13 protein-coding genes are annotated in these 11,715 nt (G+C 60.9%); all 13 read right to left on the bottom strand.

Annotated features, from left to right (window positions below; translation table 11 throughout):
* Nucleotides 1-53: 53 nt before the first annotated feature.
* Nucleotides 54-470 carry a helix-turn-helix domain-containing protein gene (locus ACIQWP_RS09655; protein ID WP_163984855.1) on the bottom strand — a complete coding sequence of 139 codons (417 nt, stop codon included), beginning with the start codon at nt 468-470 and terminating at the stop codon, nt 54-56.
* Between the two features lie 151 nt (nt 471-621).
* Nucleotides 622-2,223: an apolipoprotein N-acyltransferase gene (gene lnt, locus ACIQWP_RS09650; protein WP_402785490.1), complete on the bottom strand. Its 1,602-nt coding sequence runs from the start codon at nt 2,221-2,223 to the stop codon at nt 622-624.
* A 178-nt stretch (nt 2,224-2,401) separates the two neighbouring features.
* Complete coding sequence (locus tag ACIQWP_RS09645; RefSeq protein WP_402785487.1) at nt 2,402-3,574, bottom strand: hemolysin family protein; 1,173 nt, start codon at nt 3,572-3,574, stop codon at nt 2,402-2,404.
* A gap of 25 nt (nt 3,575-3,599) precedes the next feature.
* Nucleotides 3,600-4,106 carry an rRNA maturation RNase YbeY gene (gene ybeY / locus ACIQWP_RS09640; protein WP_402785484.1) on the bottom strand — a complete coding sequence of 169 codons (507 nt, stop codon included), beginning with the start codon at nt 4,104-4,106 and terminating at the stop codon, nt 3,600-3,602.
* Nucleotides 4,107-4,125: 19 nt separating this feature from the next.
* Nucleotides 4,126-5,178 carry a PhoH family protein gene (locus ACIQWP_RS09635; RefSeq protein WP_402785481.1) on the bottom strand — a complete coding sequence of 351 codons (1,053 nt, stop codon included), beginning with the start codon at nt 5,176-5,178 and terminating at the stop codon, nt 4,126-4,128.
* Nucleotides 5,179-5,208: 30 nt separating this feature from the next.
* Nucleotides 5,209-6,621 (bottom strand): tRNA (N6-isopentenyl adenosine(37)-C2)-methylthiotransferase MiaB, encoded by a 1,413-nt coding sequence (miaB, locus tag ACIQWP_RS09630; RefSeq protein ID WP_402785478.1) that lies wholly within the window; start codon nt 6,619-6,621, stop codon nt 5,209-5,211.
* Between the two features lie 60 nt (nt 6,622-6,681).
* Nucleotides 6,682-7,479, bottom strand: coding sequence for a lysophospholipid acyltransferase family protein (locus ACIQWP_RS09625; protein WP_402785475.1), 798 nt, complete (start codon nt 7,477-7,479; stop codon nt 6,682-6,684).
* A 30-nt stretch (nt 7,480-7,509) separates the two neighbouring features.
* The gene (locus tag ACIQWP_RS09620; RefSeq protein ID WP_402785472.1) at nt 7,510-7,938 is read right to left on the bottom strand and encodes a Fur family transcriptional regulator; all 429 of its coding nucleotides are present in this window, start codon (nt 7,936-7,938) and stop codon (nt 7,510-7,512) included.
* Between the two features lie 120 nt (nt 7,939-8,058).
* Complete coding sequence (locus tag ACIQWP_RS09615; RefSeq protein ID WP_402785469.1) at nt 8,059-8,553, bottom strand: GNAT family N-acetyltransferase; 495 nt, start codon at nt 8,551-8,553, stop codon at nt 8,059-8,061.
* Between the two features lie 2 nt (nt 8,554-8,555).
* On the bottom strand, nt 8,556-9,212 hold the full coding sequence (gene tsaB, locus ACIQWP_RS09610) for a tRNA (adenosine(37)-N6)-threonylcarbamoyltransferase complex dimerization subunit type 1 TsaB (protein WP_402785466.1): 657 nt from the start codon (nt 9,210-9,212) through the stop codon (nt 8,556-8,558).
* Between the two features lie 122 nt (nt 9,213-9,334).
* Nucleotides 9,335-9,901, bottom strand: a complete 567-nt coding sequence (locus tag ACIQWP_RS09605; protein WP_402785463.1) for a NifU family protein — start codon at nt 9,899-9,901, stop codon at nt 9,335-9,337.
* 117 nt (nt 9,902-10,018) lie between these two features.
* Nucleotides 10,019-10,510 carry a universal stress protein gene (locus ACIQWP_RS09600; protein WP_402785460.1) on the bottom strand — a complete coding sequence of 164 codons (492 nt, stop codon included), beginning with the start codon at nt 10,508-10,510 and terminating at the stop codon, nt 10,019-10,021.
* Between the two features lie 75 nt (nt 10,511-10,585).
* Nucleotides 10,586-11,650, bottom strand: coding sequence for a tryptophan--tRNA ligase (gene trpS / locus ACIQWP_RS09595; protein ID WP_402785457.1), 1,065 nt, complete (start codon nt 11,648-11,650; stop codon nt 10,586-10,588).
* Nucleotides 11,651-11,715 lie beyond the last annotated feature (65 nt).

Below are 11,715 nucleotides of genomic sequence, written 5' to 3'. Positions count from 1 at the left end.
GCGGCCAAAATGACCGCCTCTCGACTTTGCCGGTCTAACCCTGCTTCGAAGGGCTATTCGGCATCCGCCTCTGCTGCGAGCGCCTTGACCAGCTCGACAACCTTGCGCCGTACCTTGCCATCGGAAATTTTCACGAAGGCGCGATTGAGCTGCAATCCTTCGGAAGAGGACAGAAAGTCGACGACATAGTTGGAGCTGGATGCCTCGGCCATGCCGCCCGCCGCCGAGTGCTCGCCCGGCGCATCCTCGAAGAAGAAGGAAACCGGGACATTGAGGATGCTGGAGATATTCTGCAGGCGGCTCGCGCCGACGCGATTGGTGCCTTTTTCGTATTTCTGAATCTGCTGAAATGTAATCCCGAGGCTTTCGCCGAGCTTCTCCTGGCTCATGCCAAGCATCGTGCGGCGGAGGCGTATGCGGCTACCGACATGAATGTCGATGGGGTTCGGCTTCTTTTTGTTCTCAATCATCATATTACCCTAACATAGGTTGAATTCAGGACCTGCCACCCGGTACCCTTCACCACCCCTATAACGCCACGTTGCAGCCGACGCCCCCAAGGCCTCCAGTCTACGTTCGAAAGGCGGACATCTAGCACTATGCAATTTTAGGGTTTTTTGGTCAATTCACCCTGAAAATAAAACCCATGCGTGAAATCAGAGCAATCATGCCGACTGCTCCGATGATCAACCAAAAGTATGTTTTCCTGGCTTTATCGTCGATGCTCGACACGGTTGCGCCACCTAAAGTGGTATCTATGAAGCCTTGCTGGTTATAATCGATACCAGAAAGCACGCGCCCGTGGGGATCAACAAATGCTGAAATGCCGGTATTGGCGCTTCGAATCAGTGGCAGCCCCTGCTCCACCGCCCTCACCCTTGCCTGCAGAAAATGCTGATATGGGCCCGGCGTATCGCCGAACCAGCCGTCATTCGTGACGTTGAGGATGGCATCGGCCTGCCGGATCTCAGACGTCATCTCGTTCGGGAAGATGATCTCGTAGCAGATCAGCGGATAGAATTTGACGCCGTCGGGCATGGTCAGCAATTGCCGCCTTGTGGCCGCCGAGAAGCCGCCCGGCAGCTCCACCACATTCTCGATACCGAGATAGCTGAGAATGTGCTCGAAGGGGACGTATTCGCCGAATGGGACGAGATGGGTCTTGTCGGACGCGCCAATGATCTGGCCGCGGCCGTCGATGACGTAGATCGAGTTATAGTAACGCGGCTCGACGCCCGGCCCCATGTCTTCGACGCGGACAGCGCCGGTAATCAGGATCTGATCGTCATCAAGCTGGTCGGCGATGCGGGCGAGCGCATCTCGATTGTCCGTGAGGATGAAGGGCACGGCCGTTTCGGGCCAGACGATGATGTCAGGCCGCTTGCCGCCGTTTGCCGGCGGCTGGACCGATAGCGCCAGATGCTTGTCGAAGATGGCGGCGCGATCGGCGGCCGTGTCCATCTTGGTCTCCTGGTCGATGGAGGGCTGGACGATGCGCACGACAGGCGCCGTCTTGGCGTCGGTCAGCGGCGCGTCCGGCAGGCTCAGCGCATAATAGCCATAGCCGAAATGAGCTGTAGCGATGAGGACCGCAAGGCCGATCCCCGGCACCCGACCCTGGCGCGTGCCAAGCAGTGCCGGTGCCGCAAAGACGAAGACGGCAAGCGTGGTCACACCAAGCATGCCGACCACATGCGCCGATTGCATCATCAGGGGAATGGGCATGGCGCCGTAGCCGATGGCATTCCAGGGAAAGCCGGTGAAAAGAAAGCTGCGCAGCCATTCCAGAATGCCGAAACTGAAGGCGAGCGCGGCAATGCGCCCCACGCCGTCGGACCACAGGATGCGGGCAAGCACGGTCGCCACGCCGTAAAAGATCGCCAGGAAGGCCGGCAGACCGAGGATTGCCAGCGGCAGCGCCCAGGCGAACTCGTCGGCATCGATCAGCAGCGCATGGCCTAGCCACCAGAGACCGGTGACGAAATAACCGAAACCGAAGAGCCAGCCTGTGAAAAAGGCTGGCCACAGGCGTCCCAGCACGCCGCTATCCGGGCCGGCGGCAACGCCGTCCAGCAGCCAGACCAGCAGCGTGAAGGAAACGAACATCGCCGCGAAAAAACCGAAGGGCGGCAGCGCCAGCACGCCGATGGCCCCGGCCAGGATTGCAAGCAACGCACGTTTGAAACCCCAGACGAGGATCACCCTGCCCGAAAGCCATTCCATGCACCAGCTCCGTCCAATCGCGAATCAATTGGCCGCAGTCTTTCAAAAATGCAGCGATTTGTCCCGCTGAAGTGGCCGCTGGAACCTCTCCGCTTTTTTTCGAACCGCGAAAAGGCTCTATTCTCTTGTTTCTCCGCAATTCCGGACGGAAAACGCTGCTCACTTTCCTGGAATTGCACTAGTGGCTGGCGGTGTTGGACCCTGCCGAGGTTTCCTCGGCAATCGCTTCCGGCGCCGGCAAATCGCGCTCCGGCGAGCCCGCCTCGCCTTCCAGCTTGACGGTCGGCCGACGGCGAACGGCATGACGCTTGCGCGTGATGCGCACCCGCTTGATGCGGCGCGGATCGGCTTCGAGAATATGGAATTCGAAGCCGGGGAGTGCCTGCACCACCTCGCCACGCACCGGAATGCGGCCGAGTGCGGAGAAGATCAGGCCGCCGAGCGTATCCACTTCGTCCACCTGCTCGGCGATATCGAAATCCGTGCCGATCGCGGCTGCGATCTCCTCCAGCTCGACGCGGGCGTCGGCAACGAAGACATCCTCGGAGATGCGCTTGAACATCACTTCTTCGTCGTCATGCTCGTCGTCGATGTCGCCGACGACCATTTCGACGATGTCCTCGTGCGAAGCCAAACCGTCGGTGCCGCCGTATTCGTCGATGACAAGCGCCATCTGCGTGCGGTTGACCTGCATGCGACGCAGCAGGTCGGAGGCGAGCATCGAGGGCGGTACGAACAGGATCTTGCGGATGATGCCGGCCTCGACCAGCGTCTTCTGCAGGTCGACGCGCGAAAGGTCGAAATTCGGCTTGGCCGAGCGCATGGGCTTTTCAGCCGCAGGCGTGCCCGCTGCGGCAGCGGTCGCCTTGGTGCTGCCGGCACGGCGCTTGTTGCGGGCCTGCTTGGCGACATAAGAGAGCAGGTCGCGGATATGCACCATGCCGCGCGGGTCATCCAGCGTGTCGGCATAGACAGGCATGCGCGAGCGGCCGCTCTCCTCGAACAGGATCATCAACTCGCCGATGGTGATGTTCTGATCCACGGCCTCGATGTCGGCGCGCGGCACCATGACATCCTCGACGCGCACCTCGCGGAAGCGCAGGATGTTGTGCAGCATCGCCCGCTCATCCGGGGAGAAGGTATCGTCGCCGGCCACGTTGGTCATCAACGCGTCGGCAAGATCCTCGCGCAGCCTGGCGGAGTCTTGCGCCGGTCTCAGAATGCGCGCGGCACGCGCCCAGAATGAAGAATGGGATCGCTTGCCGTTGCTACTACTGCCACCCTCGTCGGAGGAGGCCGCATCGGCACTGTCTTTGGCCTCGGGGGCCGATCTTGTCGTAAAGTCGCTCATTGTTCCTGGTCAGGCAGGTTTCAAATCAAATGGGGTCTTGTCCCGCATAGGGATCAGATAGGCCAAGACTAGCCAAAATGCGAGTCTCCAGCCCCTCCATTCTTTCGGCTTCGCTATTATTCATATGGTCGTAGCCGAAGAGATGCAAGAAACCATGCACCATCAAATGCGTCAGATGGTCGTCAAAACTCTTTTCGAGGTCGACCGCCTCGCGCTCGACCGTCTCCCTGGCGATGATGATATCGCCCAGCATCGGGCCGGGCTTGCCGCCTGGCTCCAGCGGGAAGGCCGGAAAGGACAGGACGTTCGTCGCCTTGTCCTGCGAGCGCCATTCCGCGTTGATCTCGCGGATCGAGGCGTCGTCGGTGAAGACCAGCGACAATTCGGTCGCCATTTTCGGGAAGGGCTGCTTCTCGTATTTCTTGAGATGGGCTGCAGCCTCGCCCAGCACGCGCTCGGCAAGCGACTGCAATTGCGCCTCGGAGGGCCAATCGCCCTCCTCCACGCTGATCTGTATATCGAGTTCCGCCATGAGCTTTCGTAACCGCAGATCAGATCTGCGGATCGCTTTCCTCGGCCTTTACGGCGTAGGTGGAATCATAGGCCCTGACGATGCGCGCCACCAGCGGGTGACGGACGACGTCCGTATCCTTGAAGCGGACGATGGTGATGCCCTCGACGCCGTTCAGTAGGTCGAGTGCCTCCACCAGGCCGGACTTGACGCCGCGCGGCAAGTCGATCTGGCTCGGGTCGCCCGTGACGATCATCCGAGAGTTTTCGCCGAGACGGGTCAGGAACATCTTCATCTGCATCGACGTCGTGTTCTGCGCCTCGTCGAGGATGACGGCGGCGTTGGCAAGCGTGCGGCCACGCATGAAGGCAAGCGGCGCGATCTCGATGACGCCGGCGGTGATGGCCCGCTCGACCTTGTCGCCCGGCATCATGTCGTAGAGCGCGTCATAGAGCGGGCGCAGATAGGGATCGACCTTCTCCTTCATGTCGCCCGGCAGGAAGCCGAGGCGCTCGCCGGCTTCGACGGCCGGGCGCGAAAGGATGATCTTTTCCACCGCGCCGCGCTCCAGAAGCTGAGCTGCCTGCGCAACGGCGAGATAGGTCTTGCCGGTGCCGGCGGGGCCGACGCCGAGGACGAGCTCGGACCGTTCCAGCGCCCGCATATAGGCATCCTGGGTCGGCGTGCGCGCAATGATCGTCTTCTTGCGCGTCGAAATCTGCGCCATCGTCAACTTGGCTTTTCTCTCCATGGTCGGCAGCGTCAATTGGTCGTCGGCGGCAACCGCCATGCGGATTGCCCCTTCCACGTCGGAACGTTCCACATTGCCGCCTTTTTGAAGCTTGTCATAGAGGTAATCGAGCGTGCGGCGCGCCTGATTGGTGGCCAGCACATCGCCTGTTATGACGACGGAATTACCGCGGGCGCGGGCATCGATGCCGAGACGCTCCTCAAGCAGCTTCAAGTTCTGGTCGAACTGCCCGAAGAGTTCACTGGCGAACCGATTGTTCTCGAACGTCAGGGTGAAGTGATTGGCGTCGCTCGCGGTGCGGGGCTGGCGCGATGAAGAAGAAACCAATTCCTGTCCGTTCAAGCGGTGCGGCTCCTTTGGCTCGGCCGGAACCTAGAGCAACTCAGCGAAAAGGCTGTTGGTGCTGGTTCCGGTGATTCGTACGTTAATAATGTCACCGATTTGCGATGCTTTTGCATCAACATTCACAGATTGCAGCCAGGGAGAGCGTCCAATCAACTGGCCCGGCATCCGGCCCGGCTTTTCCAGAAGGATATCCACTACTTTACCCACGCAAGCCTCGGCAAAAGCATGCTGTTGCCTCAGCAACAATGCCTGCAGCCGTTCCAACCGCTCGGTCTTGACCTGTTCGGGCACTTGATCCTTCAATTCCGCGCCGGGCGTACCCGGCCGCGTGGAATATTTGAACGAGAAGGCCTGTGCATAATTCACCTCCTCGATCAGCTTCAGTGTATCCTCAAAATCCTGGTCTGTCTCCCCAGGGAAGCCGACGATGAAATCGCCCGACAGAGCGATATCCGGCCGCACAGCGCGGATTCTCTCGATAAGCGCGAAGTATTCAGCAGCCGTATGCCGCCGGTTCATCGCCTTCAGGATACGATCCGAACCGGCCTGAACCGGCAGATGCAGATAGGGCATCAGCGTGCGCAGATCGCGGTGCGCACCGATCAGCCGATCGTCCATGTCGCGCGGGTGACTGGTCGTGTAGCGCAGTCGTGCCAGACCGGGAATCTCCGACAGGCGGTAGAGCAGATCGCCGAGGCTCCATGTCTCACCCTTCGGGCCGGCGCCATGCCAGGCATTGACGTTCTGGCCGAGCAGCGTGATTTCGCGCACGCCGCCATCCACAAGTTTCTCGGCCTCTTCGACGATCTGCGCGACCGGACGGGAGACTTCGGAGCCACGCGTATAGGGCACGACGCAAAAGGTGCAGAATTTGTCGCAGCCTTCCTGCACCGTCAGAAAGGCGGTGACGCCGCGGGCACGGATCTTCGTCTTTTCGGCGATCGGCAGATGCTCGAACTTGTCCTCGATCGCATATTCGGTATCGACGACGCGCTGGCCTTCCTTGGCACGGCGAAGCGCATCCGGCAGGCGATGATAGGTCTGCGGACCGATGACGACATCGACGGCGGGCGCGCGGCGAAGAATTTCCTCGCCCTCGGCCTGGGCGACGCAGCCGGTGACGCCGATCATCATCTCGCGACCATCGGCAGCCTTGCGCTTCTTCATGTCGCGCAGGCGGCCAAGCGCGGAATAGACCTTTTCGGCCGCTTTCTCACGGATATGACAGGTGTTCAGAAGGACGAGATCGGCCTCTTCCATGTCTTCGGTCGGCTCATAGCCGTCGCGGGCAAGCGCATCGCTCATCCGCGTGGAATCATAGACATTCATCTGACAGCCATAGGTCTTGATGAAAACCTTGCGGCTGTTGGAACCGTCGCGGGGGCCGAGCTGCAGAGCGTCGGTCGCCGGGGCGTCGAGGGTTAGGCTGTCCTTGGTCATGGCCGCTATGTAGTGGCTTTTGCCTGCGGAGAAAATGAAAAAGTTGGAATCACCTGGAAATCAAGCGATCTCGCGACCGAGCAGGCGGCTGGCGAGCATGTTGCGGATGCGCAGCGCGATGGTGGCGCTGACTTCCTTGCGCTTGGTGCCGGCGCGATAATCCACCGCCTCACCGAAACAGACGTCGACATCGATGGCGCCGCACTGGATGATGCCCTTCAGGTGCGGCACAAGCTCGATATCACCAGGCCATGCCGTCAGCGGGCGGTAATAGCGGCCCATGGCGGTGCCGTGGACACGGGTATAGGCAACCGCGACCGGCTGGACATGCACGACGGCATCCGGCGCCTTCGGCAGAGCCGCGGCTGCGGCACCGAAGAGCGAGGACTTGACTTCGAGCAGGCGATTGCCGTCGGAGGTGGTTCCCTCCGGAAACAACACCATGATTTCGCCGGCGGCCATGCGGTCGGCGATCTCATTGACCTGTTCTCCGGTCTTGCGTTTCTGCTCGCGCTCGATGAACACGCTTTTCTGCCACTGCGCGAACTGACCGAAGATCGGCCAGTCCCGCACTTCCGACTTGGCGATGAAGGCGACATCGGCGACCGCCGACAGAACGAGAATGTCGAGCCAGGACGAATGGTTGGAAGCGAGCATTAACGGCCGGCTCGTCTCGATCTCACCGATCACGTGAATGCGGACGCCAAGCCAATAGCAGACGATGCGATGCCAGTAGCGCGGCAGGTAGCGCCTGAGCTTCCAGTCGAAGCGCAGACAAAGGATCTGCAGCGGCAGCATCACCGCGCTGACGACGCAAATGACCACGGCGGCACAGCCGATGCGCAGCCAGGTCATCAAATCATTCGCTCCTGCATGAAAGCCTTCACGTCAACCTTCGTCCTTCTTCAGCGGGATGCCGTAGAGCTCCAGCCGGTGGTCGACGAGTTTGAAGCCGTGTTCACGCGCGATGCGCTCCTGTAGCGCCTCGATCTCCGGTGAGTGGAATTCGATGACTTCGCCGCTCTTCAGATCGATCAGGTGATCGTGGTGTTCTTCCGGCACGGTTTCGTAGCGGGAGCGCCCATCGCGAAAATCGTGGCGGGCGAGAAGGCCGGCGTCTTCGAACAGTTTGACGGTGCGATAGACCGTGGAAATCGAGATCTTGGCATCCACCTGCACGGAGCGCCGATAAAGCTCCTCGACATCGGGATGATCCCCCGAACTCTCGATGATGCGCGCAATGACCCGGCGCTGGTCCGTCATGCGCATACCGCGCTCGGCGCAAAGCTCCTCCAGGGATTTTACGGCGTCATCCATCGATTCTGTCTTCGGTCTGTTTGGACTGTGACAACGGATAGAGCGCCAGATTGCCGCTCTATCTATTTGTTTTGCCGCATTTGTGCGACGCCAAGTGATGCCACTTGGCTGCAAAATGCTCTAGCGAAGAACGCGGCGCATGACAAGCGCCGACGACTTCGCACCGTTGTCACCGACATAATAGGCCTTGCGCTCGCCGACCGTCTCGAAACCGAGCTTTCGGTAGAGGCCGAGAGCCGGCTGATTGCCGCCATCGACCTCCAGAAACATGGTGTCGCCGCCGCGATTGCGAGCTTCGCGAAGCGCTGCGTGCATCAACCGCCAGCCAAGGCCGGAGCGCCCCAGCTTGGCATTGACCGCGATGGTCAGGATTTCGCCCTCGCCCGCCACATGCCGCGCCAGCACGAAGCCGGGAAGCGCCTTTTTCAGGATGGCGTTGGTCTGGCGGGCGACGAAGCCGAAGGTGGTCTCCTGCGAGAGGAGGCCCTGAAATTCGCTCTCGTCCCAGACCCGCGGGAACCGCTCACCATGCAGGACCGCCACTTCGGCGCAATCCTTCAGCTCCATCGGGACGATTTCGTATTCGGCTTTCAAGGTCAGATAGGATTCGAGCATGTCTATTGCCTGGCAACTGCGTATCCGGCCTGCGGTCTGGCATCGGGTCCGCGAAGATAGAGCGGCTTCGGCTTTTCGCCGGCAGATTTGCCGGCACCCAGCCGGGCGACGATGGCAATCGGAAATGCGTCTGGCCGCTCCGCTGGCGGCGCATCGCGCAACCGGGCGACGGCCGTTCCGGTGACGATACCGTCGAAGGCGCCGGCGATTATCCGCGCTTCGTCGATCGTCACGGCCCGAGCCTCGTCCAGCGGGTTGCCATCGGCATCGAAGCCCTGGAGATAAATCTCCTCGCGCTTGGCATCGATGGCAGCCAGAACCGACTTGCCCGGATTCTGTGCTCTAGCCGTCGCGGCCATGACCTCGAGGGTCGTGACGCCGACTGCAGGAACATTGAGGGAGAGTGCAAAACCGCGTGCGGCTGCGACGCCGATACGGATGCCGGTGAAGGAACCGGGACCGACGGTCACGACGACGCACTCGACTGCCGAGAGCGTCGTACCGGCTTTCGCCAACGTCTCGTCGACCACGTGCATCAGATGCTCGGCATGCCCCCGTCCGATCGTTTCCGTGACCTCCCCCATCACAGAATCACTGCTGCTATCATACACAGCGGCAGCGCAATCCACACCTGCCGTGTCGAGCGCCAGTACGATCATGTCAATTTTTCCGAAAAGCCGCGCTTGCGGCGCGGTTGATTTGTCTTCGAATGTTCCCGTTCGCGAGCGTTTGGTTCTTGCATAATCCTATCCAAAAGCCGCTCAGCGCTCTGGAGCCATACTTAGACGGCTTCGACTTCCTGAACTTCGGGCACGAAATGACGCAGCAGGTTCTGCACGCCATGCTTCAGCGTCGCCGTCGAAGACGGGCAGCCGGCGCAAGAGCCCTTCATGTTCAAGTAAACCTTGCCATCGCGGAAGCCGCGGAAGGTGATGTCGCCGCCATCCTGGGCAACGGCGGGGCGTACGCGCGTATCGAGCAGTTCCTTGATGGTCAGCACGATCGCCTCGTCGCCTTCATCGAAGAACTCGCCGCCGGCATCCTGCACTTCGGACAGAACCGAGGCGGAACCCATGACTGGTTTGCCCGACATGAAATGTTCCATGATCGAGCCGAGGATGGCGGGCTTCAGATGCTGCCATTCCTGCTGTTCCTTGGAAACGGAGATGAAATCGTAGCCGAAATAGACGCCCGTCACGCCTGATATCTCGAAGAGGCGGGCGGCCAGCGGCGAAGCCTCGGCCTCATCGGCACTGCGGAACTCGGCCGTGCCACTTTCCATCACCACCTTGCCCGGCAGAAACTTGAGGGTCGCGGGGTTCGGCGTCGCTTCGGTCTGAATGAACATCTTGATCTCCATGCGGCGGGCAGACGCCCGGTCCCGACTTTAGAATACTTCAAAAGAAAATAGGCCTTTTGGCCATTCTATTCAAGAGAGTGTTTCTCAAGAAATGGCATACCCCACTCAGCTCAGCGCGTCGATTTCCTCGTTGCTCAGCGTATCCGGAAGCACCGTTACCGGGATCGGAAAGGCGGCCGCACGGCCGGCGATCGATGAGACCAGCGGCCCCGGCCCTTCCTTGGCGGAGCCTGCGGCAAGCACGAGAAGCGCGATATCGCGGTCTTCCTCGATCACCGCATTGATCTGCTCGGCGGCCGACCCCTCGCGAATGACGATTTCCGCATCGATGCCGACATTTTCGCGGATGGCCTGCGCCGCCTTTGCCGTCACCGCCTCGGCCTCTTCGCGCGCTTCCGCCCGCATGATCGCCTCGACGCCGAGCCATTGTTGGAAATCGCCCTCGGGGATCACGTAGAGCAGCACGAGGCCGCCATTGGAATTCTTGGCGCGCCGGCCGGCATAGTGGACAGCGCGCTGGCATTCGGGTGTGCCATCGATGACCGCCATGAACTTGCGGCGATGACCTTCGAGCCGTGAGAGACGTGTTGATACCATGCGGTGACTCTGACACCCGAAGACGGCGTTTTGCAAGCCCCCGTTTTCAGGCGGGGGCCTTCTATTGCGACATCATCAATAGAGAAAGCCGACGATGTCGCGGACCTGCTTCATGGTCACGTCTGCGCGGGCACGGGCCCGGGCGCTGCCGTCGCGGAGCACCGCGTCGATATGGCCGGGATCGGCCATCAGACGGCGCATTTCCGTCGTGATCGGCGAGAGCACGTGCACGGCGAGATCGACCAGCGCCGGCTTGAAGACGGAGAACTGCTGGCCGCCGAATTCGGAAAGGATCTCCGCCTTCGACTTGTCGGCAAGTGCTGCATAGATGCCGACCAGATTGTCGGCCTCGGGGCGGCCTGTGAGACCGGCGATTTCGCTCGGCAAGCCATCCGGATCGGTCTTGGCCTTGCGGATCTTCTTGGAAATGTTTTCCTCGTCATCGAGCAGATTGATGCGCGACAGGTCCGAGGCGTCGGATTTCGACATTTTCTTGGTGCCGTCACGCAGCGACATGACGCGCGGCGCCGGCCCATCGATCAGCGGCTCGACCATCGGGAAATAGGCATGCACCGGTTCGTCGCCGACGGTGATGTCGATGCCGTAGCCCGTGCGGCGAATATGCTCCATGTAGTCCAGATTGAACTTCATGGCGATGTCGCGGGTCAGCTCCAGATGCTGCTTCTGGTCGTCACCGACCGGAACATGCGTGGCACGATAGAGCAGGATATCGGCGGCCATCAGGCTCGGATAGGCGTAAAGACCGAGCGAGGCTTGCTCGCGGTCCTTGCCGGCCTTGTCCTTGAACTGCGTCATGCGGTTCATCCAGCCGATGCGGGCGACACAGTTGAAGATCCAGGCAAGCTCGGCATGTCCCGGCACGGCCGACTGATTGAAGACGATATGCTTTTCCGGGTCGATGCCGGCGGCAAGGAAGGCCGCGGTGATCGAGCGCGTCTGGTTCGGCATGTCCTCATGGACGAGCTGCGCCGTCAGCGCATGCATGTCGACGACGCAATAGATGCAGTCGTTGTTGGCCTGCAGGGCCACGAACTTGCGGATTGCGCCGAGATAATTGCCGAGATGGAGATTGCCGGTGGGCTGGACGCCGGAGAATACGAGCGGCTTGAATTCGGTCATGTCGTCCTCAGAAGGCTTGTGGAGGGCCTGGGAGAGCTCGCGCTCGCCCCTTGGTTTCGAGCGGC

Origin of the sequence: Rhizobium sp. NPDC090279 (genome assembly GCF_044769665.1) — a bacterium.
Lineage (GTDB): Bacteria > Pseudomonadota > Alphaproteobacteria > Rhizobiales > Rhizobiaceae > Rhizobium.
Note: the sequence above shows the minus strand (reverse complement) of the source record. Positions and strands in the feature narration are given on the sequence as shown.

What these genes read in the sequence shown, in the direction of transcription:
- lnt (WP_402785490.1), bottom strand. Translation starts at nt 2,223, where the DNA reads ATGGAATGGCTTTCGGGCAGGGTGATCCTCGTCTGGGGTTTCAAACGT.
- tsaB (WP_402785466.1), bottom strand. Translation starts at nt 9,212, where the DNA reads ATGATCGTACTGGCGCTCGACACGGCAGGTGTGGATTGCGCTGCCGCT.
- ACIQWP_RS09605 (WP_402785463.1), bottom strand. Translation starts at nt 9,901, where the DNA reads ATGTTCATTCAGACCGAAGCGACGCCGAACCCCGCGACCCTCAAGTTT.
- trpS (WP_402785457.1), bottom strand. Translation starts at nt 11,650, where the DNA reads ATGACCGAATTCAAGCCGCTCGTATTCTCCGGCGTCCAGCCCACCGGC.
- ACIQWP_RS09645 (WP_402785487.1), bottom strand. Translation starts at nt 3,574, where the DNA reads ATGAGCGACTTTACGACAAGATCGGCCCCCGAGGCCAAAGACAGTGCC.
- ACIQWP_RS09655 (WP_163984855.1), bottom strand. Translation starts at nt 470, where the DNA reads ATGATTGAGAACAAAAAGAAGCCGAACCCCATCGACATTCATGTCGGT.
- ACIQWP_RS09615 (WP_402785469.1), bottom strand. Translation starts at nt 8,553, where the DNA reads ATGCTCGAATCCTATCTGACCTTGAAAGCCGAATACGAAATCGTCCCG.
- ACIQWP_RS09620 (WP_402785472.1), bottom strand. Translation starts at nt 7,938, where the DNA reads ATGGATGACGCCGTAAAATCCCTGGAGGAGCTTTGCGCCGAGCGCGGT.
- ACIQWP_RS09600 (WP_402785460.1), bottom strand. Translation starts at nt 10,510, where the DNA reads ATGGTATCAACACGTCTCTCACGGCTCGAAGGTCATCGCCGCAAGTTC.
- miaB (WP_402785478.1), bottom strand. Translation starts at nt 6,621, where the DNA reads ATGACCAAGGACAGCCTAACCCTCGACGCCCCGGCGACCGACGCTCTG.
- ybeY (WP_402785484.1), bottom strand. Translation starts at nt 4,106, where the DNA reads ATGGCGGAACTCGATATACAGATCAGCGTGGAGGAGGGCGATTGGCCC.